This window comes from Geotalea toluenoxydans JCM 15764 (assembly GCF_001311985.1).
GTDB classification, from domain to species: domain Bacteria; phylum Desulfobacterota; class Desulfuromonadia; order Geobacterales; family Geobacteraceae; genus Geotalea; species Geotalea toluenoxydans.
Genome location: NZ_BBCJ01000003.1, coordinates 140,942 through 164,687 on the forward strand (window position 1 = coordinate 140,942; position 23,746 = coordinate 164,687).

Genomic DNA, 23,746 nt, shown 5'->3' on the forward strand with positions numbered 1-23,746 from the left:
AACCGTCGGGGTTGTCTCCAGTCAACCGGCAAGCCCCAGAGAACGCTGCCTTACCCCCCTCCATCATGGCTCTCAAGGGATTGGCCGAAACTGTCCACCGAGACCCAGAAAACCCTGGCCAAATACCTTGCAAAACCCAGCTGGTCAGACGAACAGGTTTACATTTCTACAGGTGGGAATTTTAAGATCCACTATGCAGGAAGCGGGGTGGATGCCCCTCCTTCAACAGCCTGGGTGCAGACGGTGGCCGCCACGTTCGAGGAGGTATATGCGAAAGTTGTGCAGATGGGTTATCGGGCAGCTCCGACGTCAGCCGGGCCCTATGACATATATTTACAGAATATGGGAGTCAGGGCCTTTGGCATAACCGAGTCCGATATCCAGTCCTCTCTTGGACCAAACTCTTTTACCAGCTTCATTACCATCGACAACGACTTCTCTGCCAGCGAATTCGGCACACAGATCACTGAATACACGCCGCTGAAGGCTCTGCAAATCACCGCCGCCCATGAGTACCACCATGCCATTCAGTACGGCTACAATTTTTTCTTCGACATCTGGTACGCTGAAGTGACCGCCACCTGGATGGAAGATGAAGTTTACGATGGGGTCAACCAGCTTTATATTTATATCAACAACTACCTGGGGAAAACCATGCCCCTTGATGCCACCGCTCCAAGCGGCGACACAGCGAATACGGCCGCTGGATCTTCAACCGCTACCTGACTGAACGGTATGTCCAGAGCCTGTGGTGAGGCAGATCTGGGAGCAGCTGGCAACGCAGTCCTCACCGGGCGGAGGCGCCAACATACCGATGCTGCCGGTCATCGATACGGTCCTCAGAGCTAAGGGAAGCAGCCTTGACAACGATTTCTTCTCCTTCAGCAAAAAACTGTACCTGCGGGATTGGACCAGCCACACCAACGACATTGCTCTGATTCATCCGGTCGTACCGAAACAGGCATTTTCAGCCTATCCGGTAAGCAGTGGCACCTCTCCCGGCCTACCCCATTATTCCTTTGCCTTTTACAAGTTCGTCAAGTCAGCCACTGCGCCGCAGGATCTGGTGCTCCGTTTATCCCAATCTCAGGGAATCAACGTTGCAGCCTTCAGAAAGAACACCAGCGGCAGCATCGACCAGTTTTCACAGGCTGCCGACGGCACCATCACCATTCCATCCTTCAATGCCGCCGGAACTGAGGAGGTGATGCTGCTCATCTGCAACGCCAGCTCCTCCGACAACCTCATGGCTTATTTCAACACCGACGGCTCTACGCTCCCACCTGTATCCGGCGGCACCACGACTGCATCGGGGGGAGGTAAAAGCGGCTGTTTCATCGCCACGGCCGCCTATGGCAGTTATCTGCATCCGAAGGTGGCAATGCTTCGCCAATTCCGCGACCATTATCTGCTGACCAACGCGCCCGGCAGGGCCTTTGTCTCCCTCTACTACCGGGTCAGCCCGCCTCTGGCAGCATTCATAGCCGAACATGCCACAACACGAACCCTGTGCCGCGCGGCTCTGACACCGATTGTTTTCTTCGTCGAACATACGGCGATGCTCCCCCTTTTCCTGACCGCGATGGGCGGCATCCTCCTGGCCCGGCGCTCCCGAAAGCACTTTGCCGTTTGAAACAGAAGAGGCGGAACCAATCTCGTTCCGCCTCTTCTACCAATCCTTTTCCATGTTGCCTTCTGCCGCTTCCTTCCCCTGCAGCGCAGCCTTACAACCCACAGGCCTTCATCTCCTTGTCCAGTTTGTCCTTGGTGATCCCCAGGGCACGACAGATGGTATCCCGGTCACATTGATAACGATCCAAGGCCATCAAGAGCAATGCCTTTTTCAGAGAACTGGACAGCTTGTCCATCAGGTTCTCTTTACTCGTTGCCGAAATCAGTGAAAACAGCGGTTCCAGGTTTTTCTCAAAGAGCCTGGCATTCTCATCGATTTTCCTGCGACTGTTCGTTTCCATTCTTATCACCTTGACCATCGTGGCAATTATTTCATCCATATTTTCCTGGACATACCTCAAGGTATCCCAATGATTATCCACAGTCAGAATCTGGCTTGAAGTCATTCCCACGCCAACTGGCCCCTTTTTAACCATCACTACTTCCATGATCCGGAAAGTGCCTTCCCCTGCCTTTTCTTCAGGCGCTACGCATCTGTATCCCATGGCCGTATCCTCCAGTTCGATCAGTTACCTACTCCCCCACCACTCCTACTTGATGTGGCAGGTCAGACAGAGGTTGCTGCGATCATTGCTCGCCACCAGATGGGGTGCTTTCCGGTTCAACGGGTCATGACAGGTCAGGCAGCCAACCCTGCCGTCAACAAGCACCATGTTCGGGTCGATGTTTTCCAGTCGGCGAAGTTGTTCATTGATGTAGCTGCACTGCCGTAGTGGGTGCCGATGGGATGGCTTCTCAGGCCATCTCCCGAAAAGGTCCCGGAATTGGCAGCATTCTTGTAGCTGATATCGTGTGCGGGAGATGTTGATCCGTCGTGGCAGCTCAGGCAGTCGAAGGAAAAGGAATCCACCTCGAAAGTCTCTCCGTCCTTGACGACGGTAAAAGGCTTGTCTGCAAAAAATTCCCCGTATTGAGAAGTGGATGCCTTCCTCACAGCATTGATGCGTCCCCGGAAGTTGTAGTCCTCAACAGGATCCTCAAGCTGCTTTACAAAAGTGCAGGGCTCACCGGTGGATGCGGAAACGTCAATCGAATTTGCAATCATCGCACATGCAAAAAGAACGGCTGCCATGGTTTTCTTTGTTCCCCATATGATATTGATGTTTAACATGGCCTGGCTCCTGGAATGTATTTGATATTTGCCTTTGTTATTACAACCTCCGTACCATTTGGCAGGCCCCGCAACTTTTTTCATAACTACCTGATTTTTATCTGGTATTCTCAAACATGGCTGTCTGTCTTTTTTTTCTGCAAAAAGAAATCGTGTTCAGGTGTTGCACAGAGATCCCGGAATAATTTGAAAATTGACTGTTCTTTCAAAGAGTTACCATCAAAAGAACATTTCTGAACAGCTGATCCCACTTGAACAGCAGCTTTTTAAGCAGCACCAGCCTTGAATCTGCAAGGAGTTATGGTATTATTAACCCTCTTTCAGGGATGACCATCCCTTCACAACACTGCAATGGAGAATACATGGTAGCTGCTTTCAAAGAACGCCTGCAAAGCCTGGATCCGGTTTATATCACCTTCGACTCGTTGCAGACACTGCAGCTTAACCTGGGAAACCTCTGCAACATGTCCTGCCGCCATTGTCACGTAAATGCCTCCCCCCAGGGACGTGAGATCATGGGCAAAGAAGTCATGGACAAGGTAATCGCCTTCCTGTCCCGCCAGCCAGGCATTGCTCTGGATGTAACAGGGGGCTGCCCGGAGATGAATCCCCATTTCCGCTATCTCATGGAGGCAACCGCCGGCCTGTCCCCACGTCGCATCGTTCGCAGCAACCTGACCATTATGGAAGAACCGGAAATGGCGTGGCTGCCCGAGTTTTACAGCAAGCACGGCATTGTCATCACCGCATCTCTGCCGTGTTATCTTGAGGAAAATATCGACAGACAACGGGGGCAAGGTGTCCATGCCAAATCCATTGCCGCACTGAAGCGGCTTAACGAGGTCGGCTATGGCTACCGTCACGAGCTGAACCTGGTCTACAATCCGGGAGAAGCCTTTATCCCCGGCTCGCAGAAAGAGCTGGAAGCGGCCTACAAGGTTGAGCTTTTCGAGCGCCATGGCATTACCTTCGACCACCTCTATGCCATCACCAATGCACCCATAGGCCGTTTCAGGGAATATCTCGAGTCCAAGGGAGCCCTTGATCGCTACCTGAACCTGCTTGCCACCAGCTTCAACCCCGATGCGGCAAGAAACCTCATGTGTCGTACCCTGGTAAGCGTCGACTGGCAAGGCTTTATCTACAACTGCGATTTCAATCAGGCGGTAGGTATGCCCATTACTAATCCTTCCGGGTGCATCCTCAAGATAGATGACCTGGAGCAGACGACAAAACACGGCGCCGAACTTTTCCTCGCCCAGCATTGTTACTGCTGTACTGCAGGAAGCGGCTCCAGTTGTACCGGCGCCACTGCATGACCGAGATAAACAAAATATCTTCCGGAGGGGCTATGAATAAGCTTGAGCTTTGGCAAAGATACAGGAAATACCTGGGGGTATACCCGGAGATCGGCATGATGCTCGATCTCAGCCGAATGAATTTTACGGACGATTTTTTCCAGCTCATGGAACCGCTTATGCAACAGGCCCTTGAACAAATGGCTGAGCTTGAGCGGGGAGGTATTGCCAATGGGGATGAAAAGCGGATGGTTGGCCATTACTGGCTGAGGAACCCGGAACTGGCTCCAACGAAGGAAATATCTTCTGAGATAGGATTCACACTCAGGGCAATCAAAGAGTTCACCGAAAATATCCACAGCGGCGCCATTTCTCCCCCCAACGGCAGCCGCTATACCCGCATGCTCATCATCGGCATCGGCGGGTCTGCACTGGGACCCCAGTTCGTCGCCGACGCCCTCGGTTCGCCAAAGGACAAGATTACCCCTTTCTTTTTCGACAATACCGACCCTGACGGCATGGATCTGGTTCTGGCGCGGATCGGCAGTTATCTGAAGGAAACCCTCACCATCGTCATATCCAAGAGCGGCGGCACCAAAGAGACAAGAAACGGCATGCTGGAGGCAAAGAAGGCATATGAGGACAGAGGCCTTCTCTTCGCCAGACAGGCAGTTGCCGTTACCGGCAGGGACAGTGAACTGGACAGGACTGCTGCCGCAGAAGGCTGGCTGGCCCGCTTTCCAATGTGGGATTGGGTCGGCGGGCGCACTTCGGTAACCTCGGCAGTGGGGCTTCTCCCGGCGGCCTCCAGGGGCTTGACATTGACTGCCTGCTTGAAGGAGCCCGGCTCTGCGACATGGTGACCCGCGTCAGGGAGACGAGGAACAACCCAGCCGCCCTGCTGGCGCTCATGTGGCATTATGCAACCGGCGGCTGCGGCGCGAAAGACATGGTCATTCTGCCATACAAGGACCGCTTGCTCCTTTTTTCCCGCTACCTGCAGCAGCTGATCATGGAATCCATCGGCAAGGAATTTGACCGGAACGGCACCCAAGTCAATCAGGGAATCGCAGTATATGGCAACAAGGTTCCACCGACCAGCATGCCTACGTGCAGCAGCTTCGCGAGGGAATAAATAATTTTTTCGTTACCTTTATCGAGGTGCTGAAAGACAGGAATGGTCGGTCCATTGAGGTGGACCCCGGCGTCACAAGCGGGGATTACCTCAGCGGCTTTTTTCAGGGGACGCGGGAGGCTCTCTATGAAAAGGGCAGGGAATCGATAATTATCACTGTCGATGAGCTTAGCCCGCGCATTATTGGTGTTCTGATTGCCCTGTACGAGCGGGCGGTTGGCTTCTATGCTCCCTGGTCAACATCAACGCTTATCATCAGCCGGGGGTGGAGGCGGGCAAGAAAGCCGCAGGAGTGGTGCTAGAGCTACAGGGAAAGGTGCTGGCACATCTGCAAGAAAAAAAGGGGAGAGGATTTACTGCCGAAGAACTTGCTGCTGCAATTGGAGCCGAGGGGGAAGTTGAAGCTATTTACAGAATCCTTCTTCATGCTGCTGCCAATCCAGATCATAGTGTTGTTGCCGAAGAAGGTCGAACCGTTTTCGACAAGAAATTTTACCATAGGGGCTAGGAGTCTGCCGGACTTAGGGATCGAAGCGAGAGAATGGAAAATCGAGGACGGATATTTGGAAATTTGAGAGCGAATAGTGGACCTATTTGTCGAAAATTTACGGAGATCCGGACCGATTTGCCATTTTCGCAGCCGATTCATTCTAAGTCCGACAGACTCCTAGTGTCCCTTCAGCTTCAGTGCTTCGGTATAGACTTCGCTTCGGGCACGGCCCGTCCGGAGCACCACCTGCTTCACGGCATCCTTCAGGGAAAGCCCTTCACCCGCCATCAGGCAGCTCAACAGTTCGGCAACGGACTCTGTGGCGTCACGCTCAGGGTCCGCAGCCGCAGGGGCAACGAGGATAACGACTTCCCCCTTGATGGTACGATCCTGAAGCTTCTCAATGACGAGGGAACAGCTCCCCCTGATGAACTCTTCGTAGATTTTGGTCAGCTCCCGCGCCACCACCAGTTCCCGTTCCCCGAGCACCTCGCGCAGGTCCGTCAATGTGGCCAAGAGACGGTTCGGCGACTCGTAAAAAATCACCACCCGCTGCTCCCCTTTCACCATTGCGAGCTTCTCCCGGCGTTTCCCCTGCTTGTTCGGCAGAAATCCCTCGAAGACAAAGGCATCCGTGGGCAGGCCCGAAGCGGAAAGCGCCGTGACTGCGGCCGACGGACCTGGCACCGGGACAACGGCAAAGCCTGCCGCCACCGCATCGCGAACCAGTTGATAGCCCGGATCGGAGATGCAGGGGGTCCCGGCATCGGTAATCAGCGCCACGGACACCCCTTCGGCCAGCTGGTCGAGGATGTATCGCCCTTTCAGCTCCTTGTTGTGATCAAAGTAAGAGGTAAGCGGCTTGGAGATGCCGAAATGGGAGAGGAGCTTGCGCGAGTGACGGGTATCCTCGGCGGCTATGAGGTCCGCCTCCCGCAGGATGCGCACCGCCCGGAAGGTGATGTCCTCCAGGTTGCCGATGGGTGTAGCGACTATATAGAGAACACCTTTTGGGGTGAGGGGTGAGGGGTGAGGTTCCATTTTTACCCTTTGCAGCAGAAAATGTGGATTTTTGCGCAAGAACAAGGCAGACAAGGGGCGAGGCGGAGGCGTACATCAGGTACGCCGCACAACGAGCCCCGAAGGCGAACGCAGGTCTTGCCGAAAAGCTGCATTTTCATTTTCCCCAGTCGCGTGAGTAGCGGAAGTCCCTGTCAATAGTCCGATTGGACACCTTGGCAATGACCGGCATCCGCCGTTTGAAGTGCGAATTCTGTACCTTGGCGCTGACCGTATCGATAAAAGTTGCAGCAAATCCCTTGTCCAGAAGCTCCTGCCGATTGCAGCGATGGTCCACCATCCAGTAGAGGAGTTCGTCCACCTCCCGATAGGTGAAGCCCAGTTCCTGCTCGTCGGTCTGCCCTGCCCACAGGTCAGCCGAAGGCTTCTTCTCGATCACCTCCCTGGGCACACCCATTGCTTCGGAAAGCTGCCATACCTGGGTTTTGTAGATATCGCCGATGGCATTGAGGGCGCTGGCCATGTCGCCGAAAAGGGTGCCATAGCCCAGAAGCAATTCGGTCTTGTTGCTGGTGCCGAGCACCAGCGCGCCATGGGCGGCGGAATGGTCATAGAGGATCGTCATCCGCTCCCGCGCCATCTTGTTGCCGCGGCGCATGTTGCTGGCGTCGGGAAACAGCTGGAAATAGGCATCCACCATGGGGGTGATCTCTATGACCTGATAATTGATGCCCAGGTCTTCGGCAATGAGCCGGGCATGGGCTTCGCTTTCAGGATTACTGGTGCGATAGGGCATGGTACAGGCATAGACGTTTTCAGCCCCCAACGCCTCAGCCGCCAGGTAGGCCACCAGCGCTGAATCTATTCCACCGGAAAGTCCCAGTACCGCGCGCCGCACGCCGATCTTCCGTACCTCCTCGCGGATGAAACCAACAAGTACCCGGCGCAGCAACTCCGCATTCACAGTAAGTCCGGCCATCATCGCTCCCTCTCCCGGTCGATCCGTCGCAGCTCCTTCAGGGTGATACTCAGGCTCTCATCACGCATCATGGGGGAGAAAATTCGCTCGCGCCGCAATTCCCCCTCTTCCATCTTGGCCATGACAAAATCCTCTTCCAGAACCCGGCCCCGCTCGATAACGGCACCAGAAGGAGCTACGGCCTCCGATCCTCCCCAGAAGTTGACCCCATCCTCGTAACCGACCCGGTTGCAGTAAAGAACACGGGAATTAAGGAACATGGCGGTGGTGGAGGTAAGTTTCTGCCAGGCAATGGTAGATCCCAGCTTTTCTTCCTCGGTAATCCCGCGTCCCGGGCTGCTGGAAAGGCAAAGCAGAGTAGTTGCACCGTCCATGGCCAGTATATAAGGGGCCGAAAGATGCCACATGTCTTCGCAGATCAGCATCCCCATCCGGCCGAACCTGGTATCGAAGGCACGGAATTGTTCCCCACGGGCCATGTAGCGTTGCTCATCGAACAGGCCATAGGTGGGAAGATAAACCTTGCGGTGCAGATGCCTGATTTCCCCCGCCTCAAGGTAGACGGCAGAATTGAAGAAGCGATAATCAGCCGTGACCTCGACAAAGCCAACCGCTATGGATATCTTCCTGGACAGCTCCCTCAGCCGGCATATCTCCGGCGAACCGACGGCAAGGGCCACCTCCGGCACCAGGTCTTTAAGAAAGTAGCCGGTCAGGGCCAGCTCGGGAAAAACGATCAGGTCGGCCTTTTCATCAATCCCCCTGGCAACGGCAGCCTCCACAAAGGCGCAGTTATCGGTGACACAACCAAGCTTCGGCTTTATCTGGGCCAGGGCAACGGTAAAATCCATGGTCTTCTCCGCATTTTTTCGCTTAGGGTAACACAGCATTGGACGGGAGGCAAATGTTTGGCTCTGAGGACACCTGTGTTTCAATAGGCCAGGTCGAATGCATCCCTGATATGGTCTATTTCCGGCACGGCGTGATCCGGCTGTAAAATGGCAATGACATCGAAGCGGGCGCCGGCATCCTGCAATTTCTTCTGTGCCAGCCAGGTCAGGGCGGTTTTCGATATCTGTCGCTGCTTGAACGGAGTTACTGCCAGTTGCGGCACGCCAAAAGCATTAGTTCTCCGGGTTTTGACCTCGACAAAGACGAGGGTTTTGCCATCCCGGGCGATGATGTCGATTTCGCCGCATTTGCAGCGGAAATTGCGCTCGATAATGGTATATTTCAGCCCTTTGAGGAAGGTCACCGCTATGGATTCCCCCACCTCACCCAAGGTTTTGTTGTCTGATTTTCCTTCACCCTTCACTCTTCACTCTTCACAATTTTTACATGCTCCTTGACGCCGCTGAAGGTCATGCGGTGAATCGGACAGGGACCATGCTCTGCAATGGCTTTAAGGTGGTCCACACAGCCATAACCCTTATGGGCGGCAAAACCGTACTGGGGGAACTCCGCATCATAAGAAACCATCAGACGATCACGATGGACTTTGGCGACGATGGAAGCGGCGGCAATGGAAAGACTGGTGCCGTCCCCTTTTTTGATGGTTTTTTGTGGAATGGTGACGGGAATCTTCGAAATGCCGTCAACGAGGACATAATCAGGCTTGATGAAAAGAAGGCTTAAGGCTTCCTTCATTGCGGCAAGAGTTGCCTGGAGGATATTGATCCGATCAATGACTCCCGCGTCACTTACACCAACACCCACAGCCAGAGCATTGGCCATAATGACTTCAAAGAGTTCATCCCTTTTGCCGGAAGTGAGTTTTTTCGAATCATCCACTTCAGACAGGCCGATCCCGGCGGGGAGAATAACGGCCGCCGCCACTACAGGCCCGGCAAGGGGACCGCGCCCCGCCTCATCAACGCCGGCCAGGCTGGCATAGCCTGACATCGAACCATTGAATCGAATTCCAGCAGAGTAGGTTTTTCGTAGTGGAACAAGTCGAGACTAGACATGGTAAACCCTGAGGTAGCATGATGTTTAAAGTAAAAAAGCCCCGGCAGTGCTGCCGGGGCTTTGAGGTTTACATTCCAGCCACGTATTTCTTTTCCTTGATCCTGGAAGCCTTGCCCCGCAGCTTGCGCAGGTAGTAAAGCTTGGCGCGGCGAACCTGGCCGCGGGTGATCACCTCTATGGCATCGATGGACGGCGAGTGCAGCGGAAAGCTTCTCTCAACGCCGACGCCGTTGGAGATCTTACGCACGGTGAAAGACTCGCGGATACCGCCGTTCTGACGACCTATGACCACACCCTGAAAGGCCTGGATACGGCTCTTGTCACCCTCGACGATCTTAACCTGCACCTTCACCGTATCACCAGGTCTGAATCCCGGAATGTTCTTCTTCATCTGTTCCATTTCAATGGCATCAATCTTGTTCATTTTTTTCTTCCTCCCTTATCTATGCATCAAGTGCGGTATATCGTAACAGTATAACTGCAGACGTATTTATTTCATCCTTGGCAACATTTGCTCATCTGTTGCCGAACAATCTATCCAGAATAATCGCCGCCGCTGAGCGAACTGCAAGGTGATTGTAATCTCCAGGCCCCTTGATGGGACCAAGCACATAATCGGCCTGTTCGAAAACCTCTTCCGTCATGCCCCAGCCGGTACCAAACAACAGCAGATAGGGCTGATCCCGGTTCTGCAGGAGTTGGCCAAGCCGGGAACAATCAATGCTGTTGTCACGTCCCTGGCACCGGTAACGATAACCTTTACCGGCTTGCCGAACTTCTTTTCCAACTGGGCAAGCGCCGTCTGCAGGGAATCGATTACTTCTATGAGTTCAAGGGCCGCCTTTCGCTTCGGATTATAGGCAGCTCCGTAACCTTCCAGCCAGTGAGCTCTGATCCGCTCCGACAGGCTGCGCTGTTCTGCCACCGGCGTAATGACAAAATATCGGTAAAGACCGAAGGTCCTGGCGGAACGGGCAATATCGTGCAGGTCCAGATTAGTTACGGCCGTCGCCACCACATCACGGTTCTTGTTATAGACCGGGTAGTGGAGCAGGGCTATGCTAACGTTAGGAGCCGTCGGGCTGTATTCCTCCACTACCGGACATCCTTGGGCGATTTCTCAAGATATTTCCGGTCCCCATTGGTCAACTTTGCGCTCTGCAGCAGATCGGGGCGTAACAAGGCGGTTGCTTCCAGTGATTTGTGCCGGCGCCACATTTCTATCTCCTGGTGATTGCCGGACAAAAGTACCTTGGGCACCTCCAGTCCTCTGAACTCAGAGGGCCGTGTGTACTGGGGGTACTCCAGGAGGCCATCGGCAAAGGAATCATTGATGGCAGATTCCTCGCTCCCCAACACACCAGGTACCAGGCGCGAGACCGCATCAATAATTACCATGGCAGCCATCTCGCCGCCGGTCAGCACAAAATCGCCAAGGGAAATCTCGTCGTCGACGAAAAGTTCCCGCACCCGCTCATCCACCCCTTCATACCGGCCGCAGATGATGATCAGCGCTTCTTCCCGTGCCAGTTCCGCGGCAACTGCATGACTGAAGGGCCGACCGTGGGGGGTGGTAAGGATGACACGCGCTTCGGGGCTGCCAGCCTGAGCATGCTCAATGCATGCAGCGAGCGGCTCAACCTTCATGACCATACCGGCACCACCGCCATAGGGGTAATCGTCCGTAACACTATGCCGGTCAAAGGCGAAGTCACGGATATTATGGAGAGCCACATCTATCAGCTTTTTCCCTGGCACGTTTCAGGATACTTTCGGTAAGCGGCCCTTCGAACATGCCCGGAAACAGGGTCAAAACATCAAATTTCATAGATCGAGCAGCCCCTCCGGGAGGCTGACTGTCATACGCCCGGCAACCGTATCAACATCAAGCACAACGTCGTCGAGGGCGGGAATAAGTATTTCCTTGTCCCCGCCGCCATGAACCACATAGACATCATTGCTGCCGGTACTGATGATATCCACCAGTTCGCCGAGGATATCTCCGTCCTCGGTCATTACCTGCAGCCCCAACAAATCGCACCAGTAATACTCACCATCGGAGAGTAACGGCAACTGGTCACGCAGGACGTATATTTCACGCCCCACCAGGTGAAGCACATCGTTTATATCGGTGTAGCCCTTGAGACTGAGGATGATCTTTTTGCCATGTGCCTTTGCTTCGGCAACGGCAAGGGTTTCCATCCCCCCACCAGGTTTTTGATCATAACCGATCGCAAGGCCATGAAGCTGTCCATGTCGCCGGAGAAGGAAGTTATTCGTAACTGCCCCCTGACCCCATGGGTTGCCGAGACTTTGCCGATCAGAATTGTTTGGTTACCGCTGGACATCACTCTACTATCTTGAGGACCGCCTTCTTGTTATCCTTTGTCGAAACGGCATTGAGCAGGGTGCGAATGGCCTTCGCCGTGCGCCCCTCCTTACCGATAATCCTGCCCATGTCTTCCTTGGCCACGGTCAGCTTTATAACGGTAGTCTCTTCTTCCATCTCCTCGGTTGCTCTTACCTGACTGGGGTCATCAACAAGTGCTTTAGCGATGGTTTCTACGAGCTCTTTCATGTCGCTGTCCTCTGTGAGTTAAAATGTCCGGCGTACCGGAGGGAAAACAGTATTAAGCAAGCTTCGAGACGAACTTTTCCCAGATACCGGCCTTTTTAAGGATCTGCTTTACGGTATCGGTTGGCTGTGCGCCCTTGCCAAGCCATTCAAGAGTCTTTCCCTCTTCCAGTTTGAAAACGGCAGGATTCTGATTGGGGTCATAGGTACCGACATTCTCGATAAAACGACCATCCCTTTTGCAGCGCTCGTCTGCAACCACAACCTGATAGAAAGGTTTCTTCTTTGCGCCGGCCCGAGCCAGCCTGATTTTTGTTGCCATCTTTTCCTCCTGGTATTATCACGCCTGCGCCGCAACTTGTTTTTATATCTAATTAAAAGGGGAACATCCCCTTGCCCATGCCTTTCATAAGACCTTTCGGACCCAGCTTCTGCAACTGCTTGACCACCTTCTGCGCCTCGGTGAAGCGCTTGAGCAGCTGGTTTACCTCTTGCACAGATGTGCCACTTCCCTTTGCAATGCGCAGCCTGCGGCTGCCGTTTATCATCTGATGATTCGCCCGTTCCTGGCGGGTCATGGAATCGATGATGGCCTCGATGCGCTTCAGCTCCTTCTCGCTCGGCTGAGCCCCCTGCATCTGCTTCATCATTTTGCCCATGCCGGGGATCATCCCCATGATAGATTCCAGAGAGCCCATCTTTTTCAGTTGCTGCAGTTGAGCCTTGAAGTCATCCAGATCGAAATTGCTCTTCTTGAGCTTTTTCTGGAGACGCTCGGCCTCCTTTGTATCGAAGGTAGACTGGGCCTTTTCGATCAGGGTCAGCACATCCCCCATACCGAGAATGCGCGACACAAGGCGGTCGGCATGGAACACCTCAAGGGCATCCAGCTTCTCCCCGAGGCCGACGAATTTGACCGGCTTGCCGGTGACAGCCTTGATGGAAAGGGCTGCCCCACCCTTTGCATCACCATCCAGCTTGGTCAATACCACGCCGGTTATGCCCAATCGCTCATCAAAACCGGCCGCCACGTTGACAGCTTCCTGGCCGGTCATGGCATCGGCAACGAAGAGGATTTCGCGGGGCTCTGCAGCCTCGCGGATGTGCACAAGCTCGTCCATCAGATAATCATCGATCTGATGACGACCGGCAGTATCGAAAATGACCGTATCAAAGCCGGAAAGTTCGGCGTATTTCAGTGCCTTGCTGCAGATATCAACCGGCTTCTGATCCGCATGGGAATCGAATACCTCTATTGACAGCTGCCTGCCCAGGGTTTTCAGCTGCTCGATTGCCGCCGGACGATAAACGTCAGCTGGGACCAGAAGCGGCTTCCTGCGCTGGGACTTCAGCAACTTGGCCAGCTTTCCGCAGCTGGTCGTTTTTCCTGCACCCTGAAGGCCGACCATCATGATCGACACCGGCGGCTTGGCAGCCAGATCGAGACTGTTGTCCTCGCCACCACCCATTAGAGCGACTAACTCATCATGGACTATCTTGACTACCTGCTGGCCGGGTGAAAGGCTCTGCAGAACAAGTGTGCCGACAGCCTTTTCCCGAACCCGCTCGACAAAATCCTTTACGACCTTGAAGTTGACATCTGCCTCAAGTAAGGCCAGGCGCACTTCACGCAAGGCTTCCTTGACATTGTCTTCGGTCATGACTCCCTGACCGCGCAGTTTTTTAAAGACCGATTCTAGTTTATCGGAAAGGGTATCAAACATGAAAACTCTGTCGCAAATTCAGTTAGTTAGGTAGCATTTCAAAACAGCTGACGAAAAAGCGCACTTTGCCACTTGTAAAGGGGTAACTTTAGAGGAATGTCCAGCTTTTTGTCAAGATAAATTTAAACTGCATAACCGTCTGGATAATTCACAGGCGGATTACCGATCGAGCCTTCAGCATGCTTTCGGCAATGGTAAACATATTGGTCACCGAACCGGCAGCCAGCTTGTCCTTGCAGTGGAAAAAATCGAGGCATACGCCGCAGGAAAACACTTCGCAGCCCTGATTTTCCAACTTTTCCAGGACCTCGACGATCTCGGAACCCGCAGTGGTCAAGAGAACACCGGTATTGATGAAAAAGATGCTGTCGGGAAGTTCTTTCACATCAAGCAGCGTGATCATAAAATTTTTCATCAGGAGACGCCCCAACTCCTCAGGCCCATCCCCAAGACGGTCGGAACCCACCAGTATTATTGATTTACCCTCTCCCACCGGAGCATTCGTCTTACCCACCTCCGGGGAAATCCCATTGCCGGACAAAACGAGGGAATATCCACCTTCAACAGGGGTTTCCGCCACCATAAGTCCCCTGTTCGCAGCAAAGCGCGAGACGTTTTCCCGAGGGGCGCCGCCATCCACAAGCACTGTCAGCGACTCGCCCGGGTTTTCTTCCAACGCCCGCTTTACCGTCACAACCGGCTGAGGACACGCCATATTCCTGCAATCAATTGTTTTCAATCCAGAACCTCCACCTTCAATGATATTACTCCAGCACTCTGACAAACTGACCCTTTTGCTTCGCATACAGCTCTGCCGGAAGGAGCCCTTCTTCGGAAAGAACTGCTTCGACCTCTTGGCGCAGAGCCGATTGGTATCTGATTGCCAGTCCGCAATCGGACTGTAGCGCCCTTGGCACAGGAATCAGCAGAATGGCCATCTTCCTCTGCTTCAATATCTTTTCGGCTTTCATGACTCGATGAATGGAATTGAAAACCGCAACATAATCACCGTCCTGAACCACAATCTAATCCTTTCATCAAACTGAATCCCGGAACCAGCAAACCCTGCATACCTGCCGGTATCACAATAGTTTTTCAATAGCTGTCAAGCACGTTGACAAAGATTATCGAAATCCATAGTATACCGGGGTGAGGTAAAGAATGCATCTCATTTTGACATTCGGCGGTCTGCTGGCCTTTGCCCTGCTCATCAACGTGCCCTTCGGCTACTTGCGGCAGAATTACGAGAAGTTCACCTTCGGCTGGTATTTCTACGTTCACATTTCCATCCCCATCATCATCTATCTGAGGATAAAATCGGGCCTCAGCTGGAAATTCATTCCCTTTACACTTGGCAGCGCCATCGTGGGTCAGATAATCGGCGGAAGAATTCGCAGAAGGAAAACCATTGACTGACAAACGACCAAGGATGAAACGGCCGGCAGCAATCGCCGATCTGCTTGCCGAAATCTTTCAGGATAAGCCCGCCGGCAAGCGCCTGAAGGAGGGGAAAATCTGGCTGGTCTGGGAGAGATCGGTCGGAGAACAGATAGCCGCCCGCGCCAGACCGGCAGCATTCCGTGATGGCACGCTGACCGTATCCGTTGACAATGCCCCATGGATGCAGCAGTTGACCTATCTTAAAGAAGAGATCATTGCCAGGCTCAATAAAAATATCGGCGAAGAACTGATAACCGATATTTACCTTAAAGCAGGAAGCAGTTCAATACCCGTAGCTGAACGCCCCCCGACCACCACTCCATGCAGAATCATCTCCACTGAAGAACAGCAACTCATCCAGGACCACACCGCATCCATCTCCGACCCCGAGCTGAAGCTGCTCATCTCCAGCCTGATGGGTAAACACCTGGAAAGAAACTAGTGTCACGTGCGGTTAAATCTTTCTGATAATTTCGGGTCTTTTGGCCCCCGGCTGTGTTGTTGCTCCTCGGCTTAGGGTGCTAGGCCTGCGTCGCCGCGCCTTGCCGGGAACCAAAATCCCTCGAAATTCTAGCAGAGAACTAACCGCACGGGACACTAGTGCCCTTGGGGCTTGTCCACCGCAAATTAAGGGATTTTGGCGCGACGAGCAGACATAGCAGGGACCTAAACCGTAGAGACCTGATACCGCCAAGCAAAAGCCCAAGAATGTAAGGAAGGAACCAGACGTCAGGCACACCAGTGCTTGCATCAGTTTACCAACCGATAAAAAGCAACGGCGTAGTTCCGCGTCTTTGACCTGTAAAGTCCCTCAAAAGCCAGCCCGGGAGGCGGCATCATGATCTCTTCATCGGAATATCTCTCTCCCACCATCTCCTTTACCACCAGATCAACTTTGTTCTGTCTGGCAAACTGCAGTAACCGGGGAGGATCTGCCACAGGTTCCGGCGTCCATAGTCCGTCGAGATGATAGATAAGCTTGCTCCAGGCAACCATGTAGTTCTTTCCCGGCCCGAATCTATCCACAGCCCACTTGCCAGCCATGGCCAACTCGCCGGTGTACTCTGCACGTATCCGGTTATATTGTGATTGTTGCTGCACCTTCATTTCCTTCACCAGAATAAACCGGCTGCAGATCAAAACTGTGGCAATGGCAACTGCCATACAAGCAACACGTTCTTCTGCTCCTTCTCTTCCTCTTATCCGCCAGAGTCCTGCAACGGCAAAAACAGCCCCCCGCACAGCCAGAATAATCAGCAATGGAGCATAGGGAACCAGATATTTCCACCATCCCTCGGTAAAAACCGGCAGAACGAAGAGAATTAAAAACGGGGCAAAGACTATGGCCTTTTTCTGCCGAGACAATGGCCCCCAGGGAAAAAAGAGAGCCAACAGCGCAGGCACGGCAAAATAAATGGGAAAGACCTGCGGGTAATGCTCCATTCCGCTGCCGTTGGGGATGCGTCCCGGCACCATTGCCGCAAGGTTCTGCAGATAGATCTTGGCGCTTTTACCGGGATGGCTCATGAGGTAAACTACCAGATCCCCCGCTCCTTGCGGCTTTTGCCACCCCAACTTCCCGTCGGCGGTCACCCCCCACAGCTCATCGTTAAATATCTCACCCTTATCGTTATCGTGATAGGTCCGGCTTTTCATCCACGTCATCACGTAGGAGGTCTTCGGGCTGATCACCCATGCACCGTAATGCTTATGCAAAAAAAGCAGGTATGGGGATGAAACAACGAAGAAGACAACAAGTACGGTGCAGCAAAGCTTTGTCAGTCGCCCTCGTTCCATGGAACTGCCGCTACTGATAAGCAGCAGGCAGATAAAGAGCAGGATAAGAAAGCCTTCAGACCTTGAAAGATATGTGCCTGAGAAAGAAACCCCAGTGAGGGCCGCCCATCCGAAGGATTTTTTCTCGATGCACAGGATAAACAGCCCCAGTGAAAGCACGAGAAGCAGCGTATAAAGAACTTCAGCCTCAGAGGAAAAAGAAATGGACAACAGGTGGGGAAAGCATGCCGTGGTTACCGCCGCACAGAGTGCCGTTGTGCGGTCGAAAAGCCTGGCGGCAAGAAAATAAACCGCAAGTGCCAGGAAAAAACCGGAAACTGCCGAAACAATGCCGGCTGCAACAACAAGCTCCCTAATGCCTGCAACATATGAAACTGCAGCAATGACCATGGAAAACAATGGTGGGAACCATAGTGCCTGCCAGCCCAGTCCCTCGCCCAAGAGTAGGTTTCTGGCGATCTGAAGATAAACGGCCCCATCCGCGCTTACCCCCGGTACGTGATAATTACGAATAAAGACAACCAGCACCGTGACAAGTACAACAGCGGAAATTATGAACAATTTGGTACGCATGACGATGTCCTATATGTGGAATATCCGCCCCTTGCAAAGCCCGGCCTTTGCCAGTCGGAACTGCAACGACGTCTTCAGGACTCCTAAGCCGTAAATGACACTCCGCCGGAAATTAATGGAAGATGCTTCCTCAAAGTACTTGGTCGGGCAACTGACCTCGCCGATGCGGTAACCGAACCAGACGATTTGGGCCAGCATCTGGTTGTCGAAGACGAAATCCTCCGAGTTTGCATGCAGGGGAAGCCTTTCCAGAACTTCGCGGGAAAAAGCCCTGTAACCGGTGTGGTATTCGGAAAGCTTGTGACCCAGCATCACGTTTTCGAAGAAGGTGAGAAAGCGGTTGGCAACGTATTTGTAAAGGGGCATTCCCCCTTTCAAGGCGCCTATTCCCAGAATGCGCGAGGCGAGCACCGCGTCGAACTCGCCGTAGGCTATCATGGCGGCCATGGCAGTAACCAGTTTCGGCGTATATTGATAGTCCGGATGCAGCATGATGACAATATCCGCCCCCAGATCGAGTGCTGCCCTGTAGCAGGTCTTCTGATTACCGCCATATCCCCGGTTGTTCTGGTGAACAATGGTCCTGATGCCCAGGCGACGGGCAACGTCGGCAGTGTCATCGCGGCTGGCATCATCCACAAGGACCACCTCGTCGACACACTCGAAGGGTATCTCCCGGTACGTTATTTCCAGTGTCTTCGCCGCATTGTAAGCAGGAAGCACTACCGCAATTTTTTTACCATTCAGCATTCACCCCTCCTTTTCCTCTGCAGGCTCAATCCCCATCACCTTGCACATTTCCGCAGTGTAACGGCCCTCTGCATCGCGGACGATGAACGGAGGATCTACGATCAGGTCCCCCCTGCGCCCTTTGGCCAGCTCCACCATGAACATTCCCCCCCCGGATTGGGCGGTGTCATGGACCAGCCGCAGGCGAAGCGGGGCAAGTTTCAGGGGCACGGCTTCCGCAAAAAGCTCTGCCAGCTTGATACGTGGTAAATGAAGCAAATCCTCCCCCCGGGCTTGACCAGATACTTGGCAATGGCCATGAAATCCGCCAGGGTTGCCGTAGTTTCGTGGCGTGCCTTGTCCCGCCCCTGTTTCGGACTTATTCGACCGGTGGAGGGCTTGCGGTAAGGGGGATTGGACACCACCAGATCGAAGGACGACACGGGAAAGAGCCTCCTCAGGTTGCCGATGTCCTCGGCGACTACCGACACTCTGTCGGCAAGTCCGTTCAGGGAGGTATTCTGCCGCGCCAGTTCGGCCATCGATTCCTGGAATTCGACGCCGACGACCGTAACGCCTTTCCCTTGCCCAGCCAAAAGCAACGGCATGATGCCGCACCCAGTCCCCAGGTCGGCCACCCTCGCCCGATCCGGGACGCCGGCAAAGGCACAGAGGAGGAGCGGGTCCAGAGAGAAGCGGTAGCCGTTGGCCGGCTGGACTATTTTCTGTCCATGCAACTTGAGTTCATCGATGGTGACCCCGTTCTCCCCCTGATGCTGTGCCCGCTCAGTGCATCGTTCCTTCATGGAACTCCCGCTTCCTACGCCGATACAATTCTGTTACCGCCAGGGCAGCAATAAAGACAAAGGAGGCCAGCGTCAGGTATTTGCCGATCTTGAACGGCAGCGGATCGAAGCGGAACTCGACCCGGTGCTGTCCCGGCCCCACATAGACTCCCCGCAGGATGTGATCGACCGGATAAATTTCCTCCCGCTTCCCGTCCACCATGACATGCCACCATTTGTAGTACTTTTCGCCCAGCACCAGCAGGGCATTATCGGATGCTGTCACATTGACGACAATCCGGTTCGGCTCGAAGACCGCCACTTCGGCATTGCCGGTAAGGTTTCCCTGCCCTTTCGGAGCCAATCCGGCGGGGGGCGGGGTCTCCACCAGGGCGGTCCGGGCCGGGTTGAAATAGGGACTTCTCATCATTACCAGCTGCTGCTCTGGATTTGCCACCAGCTGCACCTCGGGGACCAACCAGGCCTTGGGCAGCACCTGCCTGTTTTCCAGCACCACGGAACCGTTCTGCGAGTCGAAGACCGGTTGGTACTGGTCTGCCAGGTTTTGCTTCTCCTCCTCATACTGGCCGCGCGGCATCACCAGGTACTTGAGATTGACCAGGTTGGGCATTGCACCGGTGAGGGAAAAGGCATCGAGGAACTCCCGGTAGCGTTTTTCGCTGACCGTTACATATGCGGAAATATTGGCCAGGCCGAAATCGGCATAGTAGGCCGAGGACTGTTCGTTGATGGGCTGCATGCGGTATCGGTCAATATTCTTCTCCAGAAACGCCACCACATCGGTTTTCGTCTTCGTCTTGTCGGCCACCGGCGGAGCGGTCAAGACGAAGAAATTGGTATTGACCCGCCACAGATCTCCCAGCAGGAGAATGACCAAAACGGGCAGCAGCAGACGAGTCGGCAGCCATCTTCTGGTCCAGACAAGAAGAACCGCCAGATAAACGAAAGCAACACCGAAGGCGATGCCTGCTTCGCGCACGGCATTGCCATAACGGTCAGCGGCCAAACCCGCCCCCCACTGGTACCGGGTCGGTTCGCCGATGGTAGCCGGCAGAAACCGCACGGCCGATTCTGCACCGAAGGCAAGCCAGAGCCACAGGAGACCGATGAAGGTGACGAAGAGGCCACTGCCGGCCAACCAGTACTTCAACGGGCGCGACTGGGGAGTTGCCTCGGCGAGAATGCCCATGCCCCGACCGGTAAGCACGGCGACGGCAAAGGCAAAGAGAAAGAGGATCATCTTCGGCACCCGGAATGTGGAAAAGCCGGGCAGGTGATCAAACATGAATTGATAGACGAAGGTATATTTGCCCAGAGCCATCAGTAACGTGGCCCCCATGAGAAACAGAAAGAACCGGTCGGCGAGCTCCCTGCGTCGGGTGAAGACAAGCGGCACCAGGAACCAGGGCAACAGCCCCAGATAGTCATTGGTCTGGGTAAAATGCATCCTTCCCCAGTAAAAGACCTGGCCGGGGGCGGGCACATCCCCCCCCTCCTGGCGGGACAGGCCGAAGAAGCCGGGAACGGCATAGGTAAGGATCTCCTCGGGGGGCATGGACCAACTCATGCCCTCCTCCTGGCTCATCCCCCCCCCCGCTCCGATTGCCGCGACCAGCTGAAGATAGGGGCAAAGGACATGGCGATGGTGGTGAAGAAGAGCATTACCATGACCACAGCAAGGGCAAGATCCTTGCGGAACGCCGGCAGGTATCCCTTTCCTTTAGAAACGAATGCCTCCCCCACGTGGAAGAACCAGTAAGCGCCAACCGCCAGGCAGGTGTAAAAGGATATCTGCCAATGCATGTTGAAAAACTGCACCGCCAGCATCAGGGAGGTCATGGCATAGTGGAACAGCCTGCCGCTCCTGATCGCCCGCTCCAGGAAATACAGCACCCACGGCAGCCAGCTGATTCCTTCAATTTTTTGAATATGCCCGGCATTGATCAGCGAGGCGGTCTCCGTCCCCAGGGAAAAGATGAGCCCGGCGGTAAAGGAGCCAAAACGGCCGATGCCGATCAGACGGCAATAAAAATAGGTTCCGATCCCCCCCACAAAAGGGAGAGAACCGCCAGCCAGGCGATGCTGGAGGGGAACGGGAAATAATGCTGAATCAGGAAACGGTGGAAAAGAAGGCCTATGGCATTCCACCCCCCCTCCAGGGTCCGACCGCCGTCCATGAGTGGCTCCCATGAGGCATGAAACAGGGTGGGAATGGAGGCAAGATACGCACCGAGCGGCTGGTTTTTAACCTCTTTCGCCCCCCAGAAAAACTGGGTAATGACGTCCGAAGCGCGGATGATCTGCTCAGTAAAGAGCAGCCTGTTGCAAAAGGCGATGACGATCACCGCCATCAGTCCCACATAGAACCAGTCTTTTTCGAAAATGCCCTTTTTCTCTTTATGCATAGGTGTGCTACCCCCCAGCTATATCCGATGTTTTAGACACGAGCCGCCAGACCGCCCAGCGACCTCGCATACTAATCAGCAAGTGCCTCTCTGTAATAGGCAACAGTACGTGTTACCCCTTCCGCAATGTTGGTAGAAGGATGCCATCCCAGCTCCCGGGCGGCCGATGAGATGTCGGAGCGGAAATCGCCGGTTTCTATGGCTCGATACTCCTCTGGCCACGGCACCGTGACGATTTCTCCCCTCCCCGCAGTGGCCACTGCCAGCTGAGCCAGTTCCATCAGGTGACAGTGGCACTATCACCGATATTGTATATTCTGCCGCGGGCAGCTTCAGTACAACCCGCCTTTACAAGAGCCTCCACCAAGTCGTCGATGTAGAGGTAATCGCGGCACTGTTCCCCTTGACCAAACAGAGTGATCTTTTCACCGCGCACCGCCGCCTGGATAAATCGGTTCGCTATGCCGTATGCACGCGCATCCCCCGCCTGCAAGGGCCCATAGGGGTTCGAAATGCGCAGCACCGTGGCATGGATGCCGTAAAGACGGCCATAGATCAGATGATAGTTCTCCACGGCAAGCTTATGAGCGGCATAGATGGATTCCGGCGCAAGGGGATGCCGCTCGTCGACCGGCAAGTACTGTGGCTTGCCGTAGACCAGGCGGCTGCTGGGAAATACTATGGTGACCCTGGGATTGAAGCGCCGGCAGGACTCAAGTATGGTCAAGTGGCCACGGCAATTGATGTCCAGGTCGTTGAGAGGCGCTTTATTGCTATCTGCTGCACCGGATTTCCCTGCAAGGTTGAAGATAACCTCTTGCTCCCGTACGACACGCTCCACCTTCTCCTCATCCCGCATGTCCGCAATGGCAATCTTGAGTCGGGAACGAACTCCATCGAGCATCTTGTCGGCAGGGGGCATGAAGTTGTCCAGCACCGTCACCTCGGCCCCCAGCTCCAACAGTCGGGAGCAGGTATTCAGCCCGATAAAGCCCAGACCTCCGGTAACGAGTACTTTTTTCCTTTTATAGAACCAAGCTGTATCGCCGTTCACCGTTTCCCCTTCCGTATCACATCCAGGTATATATCTTCCAGTCGGCTCATCATCCTGTCGGTGGTGAATTGGCCAATGAACTCTCTTCCCCGTGCTACCAAGCGTTCGGATACCTCTCTGTCGGTCAGGCAGGTCACGATCCGGTCAGCTTGCAGGTCATAATCGTCAAGAGGCACTATGAAACCTGTCTCCCCATCCAGGACAATTTCGGGGTTCCCCCCCGCATCGGAAAGGACGGGTGGCACTCCGGCCATGGTTGCCTCGGAGGAAACCAGTGGTATTGCCTCGATCTCCGAAGACATAACGAAAACCTTTGCACGGCCGTATGTTTTGTACAACTCGTCGCGAGGCATGCCGTAAATGAACCGGACTGGAAGCCACGGGCCAGAAATCGGGCAAGCAGTTTCACATACCAGTAGTCGTTGCCGATAACCATCAGTTTTGCATCGGGAACCTTTTCCAGGACTTTCGGCAGGGCCCGCAGCAATCGATAGATTCCCTTGCGGAAGAAGTCTCCCCCCACAAAAAGGATCAGGTTCTCTTTTTCTTCCCAGGGACGGGTCTTGATCTCACTGTAATCGAGCCCGTAGTAAAAGTTCAGGTACTTGTTGGATGATCGTAAAGATCAAAGACGTACCGCCCGTGCAAGATGATGCCGTCTATAAATGTGAATAGCCTTCTATACTTGAAGGCCCGGTATTTCTGTAGCAGAAAACGAACCGGAAAATCGGGACAGAAGAAGTGGTAATAGCGAACCCAGTAATAGTCATGGCTGTCCACCACCAGCGGGCAGCGGACCTTCGCGGCCACCTTCGGCGACAGGTGCTTCAGGTTCAGACAGTGGGCGATATCCCACTCCTCCTCAAGATCCGCCTCCGACTGGTAGATCCTCACCTCGTGCCGCCGCCTGAGTTCGCGCAGCACGTTGGCCTGGTACGTGCCGCCGCCGG

Annotated in this window: 29 protein-coding genes and 6 pseudogenes; 6 read left to right on the top strand and 29 right to left on the bottom strand. The window is 54.3% G+C overall.

Features of this window, described 5'->3' with window-relative positions:
* The first annotated feature begins 207 nt into the window (after nucleotides 1-207).
* Nucleotides 208-726, top strand: a complete 519-nt coding sequence (locus JCM15764_RS02915) for an MXAN_6640 family putative metalloprotease (protein ID WP_054692412.1) — start codon at nucleotides 208-210, stop codon at nucleotides 724-726.
* Nucleotides 727-751: 25 nt separating this feature from the next.
* Nucleotides 752-1,633 carry a CFI-box-CTERM domain-containing protein gene (locus JCM15764_RS02920; protein ID WP_243688225.1) on the top strand — a complete coding sequence of 294 codons (882 nt, stop codon included), beginning with the start codon at nucleotides 752-754 and terminating at the stop codon, nucleotides 1,631-1,633.
* Between the two features lie 91 nt (nucleotides 1,634-1,724).
* Here the strand turns inward: JCM15764_RS02920 and JCM15764_RS02925 are convergent, their stop codons facing one another.
* From JCM15764_RS02925 to JCM15764_RS02930, 3 genes are read right to left on the bottom strand one after another with little or no spacing between them, the layout of a single operon-like run.
* Nucleotides 1,725-2,177, bottom strand: coding sequence for a hypothetical protein (locus tag JCM15764_RS02925; RefSeq protein ID WP_054692418.1), 453 nt, complete (start codon nucleotides 2,175-2,177; stop codon nucleotides 1,725-1,727).
* Between the two features lie 45 nt (nucleotides 2,178-2,222).
* Nucleotides 2,223-2,345 carry a cytochrome c3 family protein gene (locus JCM15764_RS21400; RefSeq protein ID WP_243688226.1) on the bottom strand — a complete coding sequence of 41 codons (123 nt, stop codon included), beginning with the start codon at nucleotides 2,343-2,345 and terminating at the stop codon, nucleotides 2,223-2,225.
* Nucleotides 2,312-2,803 carry a hypothetical protein gene (locus JCM15764_RS02930; RefSeq protein ID WP_054692422.1) on the bottom strand — a complete coding sequence of 164 codons (492 nt, stop codon included), beginning with the start codon at nucleotides 2,801-2,803 and terminating at the stop codon, nucleotides 2,312-2,314. Before JCM15764_RS02930 ends, JCM15764_RS21400 begins: the two co-directional genes overlap by 34 nt.
* 362 nt (nucleotides 2,804-3,165) lie before the next feature.
* Between JCM15764_RS02930 and arsS the strand changes: the two genes are divergently transcribed.
* Nucleotides 3,166-4,122 (top strand): arsenosugar biosynthesis radical SAM (seleno)protein ArsS, encoded by a 957-nt coding sequence (gene arsS, locus JCM15764_RS02935; protein WP_054692545.1) that lies wholly within the window; start codon nucleotides 3,166-3,168, stop codon nucleotides 4,120-4,122.
* 32 nt (nucleotides 4,123-4,154) lie between these two features.
* Nucleotides 4,155-5,744, top strand: a pseudogene (locus JCM15764_RS02940) (glucose-6-phosphate isomerase).
* Between the two features lie 159 nt (nucleotides 5,745-5,903).
* On the opposite strand, the gene rsmI reads toward JCM15764_RS02940, so the two are convergent.
* The 14 genes and pseudogenes from rsmI to JCM15764_RS03010 form a co-directional block, all read right to left on the bottom strand.
* The gene (rsmI, locus tag JCM15764_RS02945) at nucleotides 5,904-6,767 is read right to left on the bottom strand and encodes a 16S rRNA (cytidine(1402)-2'-O)-methyltransferase (RefSeq protein ID WP_054692425.1); all 864 of its coding nucleotides are present in this window, start codon (nucleotides 6,765-6,767) and stop codon (nucleotides 5,904-5,906) included.
* 136 nt (nucleotides 6,768-6,903) lie between these two features.
* Nucleotides 6,904-7,725, bottom strand: coding sequence for an NAD+ synthase (locus JCM15764_RS02950; RefSeq protein WP_054692547.1), 822 nt, complete (start codon nucleotides 7,723-7,725; stop codon nucleotides 6,904-6,906).
* A complete protein-coding gene (locus tag JCM15764_RS02955) occupies nucleotides 7,725-8,576 on the bottom strand; it encodes a nitrilase-related carbon-nitrogen hydrolase (RefSeq protein WP_054692551.1) in 852 nt (283 codons plus the stop codon). Before JCM15764_RS02955 ends, JCM15764_RS02950 begins: the two co-directional genes overlap by 1 nt.
* 80 nt (nucleotides 8,577-8,656) lie before the next feature.
* Entirely contained in the window at nucleotides 8,657-9,040 is a 384-nt protein-coding gene (locus JCM15764_RS02960) for a YraN family protein (RefSeq protein WP_054692428.1), read from the bottom strand.
* Nucleotides 9,037-9,635: pseudogene (rnhB, locus tag JCM15764_RS02965) on the bottom strand (ribonuclease HII). The gene JCM15764_RS02960 and the pseudogene rnhB overlap by 4 nt, the downstream one beginning before the upstream one ends.
* Nucleotides 9,636-9,760: 125 nt before the next feature.
* Nucleotides 9,761-10,117 (bottom strand): 50S ribosomal protein L19, encoded by a 357-nt coding sequence (gene rplS / locus JCM15764_RS02970; RefSeq protein WP_012646580.1) that lies wholly within the window; start codon nucleotides 10,115-10,117, stop codon nucleotides 9,761-9,763.
* 91 nt (nucleotides 10,118-10,208) lie between these two features.
* Nucleotides 10,209-10,789, bottom strand: a pseudogene (locus JCM15764_RS02975) (RNA methyltransferase).
* Nucleotides 10,789-11,521 (bottom strand): annotated as a pseudogene (gene trmD / locus JCM15764_RS02980) (tRNA (guanosine(37)-N1)-methyltransferase TrmD). Before trmD ends, JCM15764_RS02975 begins: the two co-directional pseudogenes overlap by 1 nt.
* Nucleotides 11,518-11,969 (bottom strand): annotated as a pseudogene (gene rimM, locus JCM15764_RS02985) (ribosome maturation factor RimM). Before rimM ends, trmD begins: the two co-directional pseudogenes overlap by 4 nt.
* A 71-nt stretch (nucleotides 11,970-12,040) precedes the next feature.
* Complete coding sequence (locus tag JCM15764_RS02990) at nucleotides 12,041-12,271, bottom strand: KH domain-containing protein (protein WP_012646576.1); 231 nt, start codon at nucleotides 12,269-12,271, stop codon at nucleotides 12,041-12,043.
* Nucleotides 12,272-12,323: 52 nt separating this feature from the next.
* The gene (rpsP, locus tag JCM15764_RS02995) at nucleotides 12,324-12,590 is read right to left on the bottom strand and encodes a 30S ribosomal protein S16 (protein ID WP_012646575.1); all 267 of its coding nucleotides are present in this window, start codon (nucleotides 12,588-12,590) and stop codon (nucleotides 12,324-12,326) included.
* Nucleotides 12,591-12,642: 52 nt separating this feature from the next.
* The gene (gene ffh / locus JCM15764_RS03000) at nucleotides 12,643-13,992 is read right to left on the bottom strand and encodes a signal recognition particle protein (RefSeq protein ID WP_054692434.1); all 1,350 of its coding nucleotides are present in this window, start codon (nucleotides 13,990-13,992) and stop codon (nucleotides 12,643-12,645) included.
* A 148-nt stretch (nucleotides 13,993-14,140) separates the two neighbouring features.
* Nucleotides 14,141-14,731: a sulfurtransferase-like selenium metabolism protein YedF gene (gene yedF / locus JCM15764_RS03005; protein ID WP_054692439.1), complete on the bottom strand. Its 591-nt coding sequence runs from the start codon at nucleotides 14,729-14,731 to the stop codon at nucleotides 14,141-14,143.
* Between the two features lie 25 nt (nucleotides 14,732-14,756).
* Nucleotides 14,757-15,014, bottom strand: a complete 258-nt coding sequence (locus JCM15764_RS03010; RefSeq protein WP_012646572.1) for a putative Se/S carrier protein — start codon at nucleotides 15,012-15,014, stop codon at nucleotides 14,757-14,759.
* Nucleotides 15,015-15,153: 139 nt separating this feature from the next.
* Here JCM15764_RS03010 and JCM15764_RS03015 point away from each other — a divergent pair, with 139 nt between their 5' ends.
* The gene (locus tag JCM15764_RS03015) at nucleotides 15,154-15,408 is read left to right on the top strand and encodes a hypothetical protein (RefSeq protein ID WP_012646571.1); all 255 of its coding nucleotides are present in this window, start codon (nucleotides 15,154-15,156) and stop codon (nucleotides 15,406-15,408) included.
* Nucleotides 15,401-15,874 (top strand): DciA family protein, encoded by a 474-nt coding sequence (locus tag JCM15764_RS03020; protein ID WP_054692442.1) that lies wholly within the window; start codon nucleotides 15,401-15,403, stop codon nucleotides 15,872-15,874. The genes JCM15764_RS03015 and JCM15764_RS03020 overlap by 8 nt, the downstream gene beginning before the upstream one ends.
* 308 nt (nucleotides 15,875-16,182) lie before the next feature.
* On the opposite strand, the gene JCM15764_RS03025 is transcribed toward JCM15764_RS03020, so the two are convergent.
* The 12 genes and pseudogenes from JCM15764_RS03025 to JCM15764_RS03055 form a co-directional block, all read right to left on the bottom strand.
* The gene (locus JCM15764_RS03025) at nucleotides 16,183-17,802 is read right to left on the bottom strand and encodes an ArnT family glycosyltransferase (RefSeq protein WP_054692444.1); all 1,620 of its coding nucleotides are present in this window, start codon (nucleotides 17,800-17,802) and stop codon (nucleotides 16,183-16,185) included.
* Nucleotides 17,803-17,811: 9 nt separating this feature from the next.
* Nucleotides 17,812-18,552, bottom strand: coding sequence for a glycosyltransferase family 2 protein (locus JCM15764_RS03030; RefSeq protein WP_054692447.1), 741 nt, complete (start codon nucleotides 18,550-18,552; stop codon nucleotides 17,812-17,814).
* Nucleotides 18,553-18,762 carry a hypothetical protein gene (locus tag JCM15764_RS21410; RefSeq protein ID WP_243688229.1) on the bottom strand — a complete coding sequence of 70 codons (210 nt, stop codon included), beginning with the start codon at nucleotides 18,760-18,762 and terminating at the stop codon, nucleotides 18,553-18,555.
* Nucleotides 18,753-19,337 carry a tRNA1(Val) (adenine(37)-N6)-methyltransferase gene (locus tag JCM15764_RS03035; RefSeq protein ID WP_243688230.1) on the bottom strand — a complete coding sequence of 195 codons (585 nt, stop codon included), beginning with the start codon at nucleotides 19,335-19,337 and terminating at the stop codon, nucleotides 18,753-18,755. Before JCM15764_RS03035 ends, JCM15764_RS21410 begins: the two co-directional genes overlap by 10 nt.
* Nucleotides 19,318-20,904 (bottom strand): YfhO family protein, encoded by a 1,587-nt coding sequence (locus tag JCM15764_RS03040; protein ID WP_243688231.1) that lies wholly within the window; start codon nucleotides 20,902-20,904, stop codon nucleotides 19,318-19,320. Before JCM15764_RS03040 ends, JCM15764_RS03035 begins: the two co-directional genes overlap by 20 nt.
* Before the next feature lie 14 nt (nucleotides 20,905-20,918).
* Nucleotides 20,919-21,389 carry a hypothetical protein gene (locus JCM15764_RS21415; RefSeq protein ID WP_243688232.1) on the bottom strand — a complete coding sequence of 157 codons (471 nt, stop codon included), beginning with the start codon at nucleotides 21,387-21,389 and terminating at the stop codon, nucleotides 20,919-20,921.
* Nucleotides 21,353-21,742, bottom strand: a complete 390-nt coding sequence (locus tag JCM15764_RS21420; protein WP_243688233.1) for a hypothetical protein — start codon at nucleotides 21,740-21,742, stop codon at nucleotides 21,353-21,355. Before JCM15764_RS21420 ends, JCM15764_RS21415 begins: the two co-directional genes overlap by 37 nt.
* 71 nt (nucleotides 21,743-21,813) lie before the next feature.
* The gene (locus JCM15764_RS21425; RefSeq protein ID WP_243688234.1) at nucleotides 21,814-22,023 is read right to left on the bottom strand and encodes an NAD-dependent epimerase/dehydratase family protein; all 210 of its coding nucleotides are present in this window, start codon (nucleotides 22,021-22,023) and stop codon (nucleotides 21,814-21,816) included.
* The gene (locus tag JCM15764_RS03045) at nucleotides 22,023-22,796 is read right to left on the bottom strand and encodes an SDR family NAD(P)-dependent oxidoreductase (protein WP_243688235.1); all 774 of its coding nucleotides are present in this window, start codon (nucleotides 22,794-22,796) and stop codon (nucleotides 22,023-22,025) included. Before JCM15764_RS03045 ends, JCM15764_RS21425 begins: the two co-directional genes overlap by 1 nt.
* Nucleotides 22,793-23,284, bottom strand: a complete 492-nt coding sequence (locus tag JCM15764_RS03050; protein WP_369412227.1) for a glycosyltransferase family 4 protein — start codon at nucleotides 23,282-23,284, stop codon at nucleotides 22,793-22,795. The genes JCM15764_RS03045 and JCM15764_RS03050 overlap by 4 nt, the downstream gene beginning before the upstream one ends.
* Nucleotides 23,209-23,397, bottom strand: a pseudogene (locus JCM15764_RS27725) (glycosyltransferase); the annotation flags it as partial. The pseudogene JCM15764_RS27725 and the gene JCM15764_RS03050, both read right to left, overlap by 76 nt.
* On the bottom strand, nucleotides 23,394-23,720 hold the full coding sequence (locus JCM15764_RS03055; protein WP_054692453.1) for a hypothetical protein: 327 nt from the start codon (nucleotides 23,718-23,720) through the stop codon (nucleotides 23,394-23,396). The gene JCM15764_RS03055 and the pseudogene JCM15764_RS27725, both read right to left, overlap by 4 nt.
* Between the last annotated feature and the right edge of the window lie 26 nt (nucleotides 23,721-23,746).

Coding starts and splice junctions, on each gene's coding strand:
- JCM15764_RS02950 (WP_054692547.1), bottom strand. CDS start 7,725: ATGGCCGGACTTACTGTGAATGCGGAGTTGCTGCGCCGGGTACTTGTT.
- JCM15764_RS21420 (WP_243688233.1), bottom strand. CDS start 21,742: ATGCATAAAGAGAAAAAGGGCATTTTCGAAAAAGACTGGTTCTATGTG.
- JCM15764_RS02925 (WP_054692418.1), bottom strand. CDS start 2,177: ATGGGATACAGATGCGTAGCGCCTGAAGAAAAGGCAGGGGAAGGCACT.
- JCM15764_RS02930 (WP_054692422.1), bottom strand. CDS start 2,803: ATGTTAAACATCAATATCATATGGGGAACAAAGAAAACCATGGCAGCC.
- JCM15764_RS03015 (WP_012646571.1), top strand. CDS start 15,154: ATGCATCTCATTTTGACATTCGGCGGTCTGCTGGCCTTTGCCCTGCTC.
- JCM15764_RS21425 (WP_243688234.1), bottom strand. CDS start 22,023: ATGGAACTGGCTCAGCTGGCAGTGGCCACTGCGGGGAGGGGAGAAATC.
- JCM15764_RS03025 (WP_054692444.1), bottom strand. CDS start 17,802: ATGCGTACCAAATTGTTCATAATTTCCGCTGTTGTACTTGTCACGGTG.
- JCM15764_RS02990 (WP_012646576.1), bottom strand. CDS start 12,271: ATGAAAGAGCTCGTAGAAACCATCGCTAAAGCACTTGTTGATGACCCC.
- arsS (WP_054692545.1), top strand. CDS start 3,166: ATGGTAGCTGCTTTCAAAGAACGCCTGCAAAGCCTGGATCCGGTTTAT.
- rplS (WP_012646580.1), bottom strand. CDS start 10,117: ATGAACAAGATTGATGCCATTGAAATGGAACAGATGAAGAAGAACATT.
- rpsP (WP_012646575.1), bottom strand. CDS start 12,590: ATGGCAACAAAAATCAGGCTGGCTCGGGCCGGCGCAAAGAAGAAACCT.
- JCM15764_RS03030 (WP_054692447.1), bottom strand. CDS start 18,552: ATGCTGAATGGTAAAAAAATTGCGGTAGTGCTTCCTGCTTACAATGCG.
- ffh (WP_054692434.1), bottom strand. CDS start 13,992: ATGTTTGATACCCTTTCCGATAAACTAGAATCGGTCTTTAAAAAACTG.
- JCM15764_RS03035 (WP_243688230.1), bottom strand. CDS start 19,337: ATGAAGGAACGATGCACTGAGCGGGCACAGCATCAGGGGGAGAACGGG.
- JCM15764_RS21400 (WP_243688226.1), bottom strand. CDS start 2,345: ATGGTGCTTGTTGACGGCAGGGTTGGCTGCCTGACCTGTCATGACCCG.
- JCM15764_RS03040 (WP_243688231.1), bottom strand. CDS start 20,904: ATGAGTTGGTCCATGCCCCCCGAGGAGATCCTTACCTATGCCGTTCCC.
- rsmI (WP_054692425.1), bottom strand. CDS start 6,767: ATGGAACCTCACCCCTCACCCCTCACCCCAAAAGGTGTTCTCTATATA.
- JCM15764_RS02955 (WP_054692551.1), bottom strand. CDS start 8,576: ATGGATTTTACCGTTGCCCTGGCCCAGATAAAGCCGAAGCTTGGTTGT.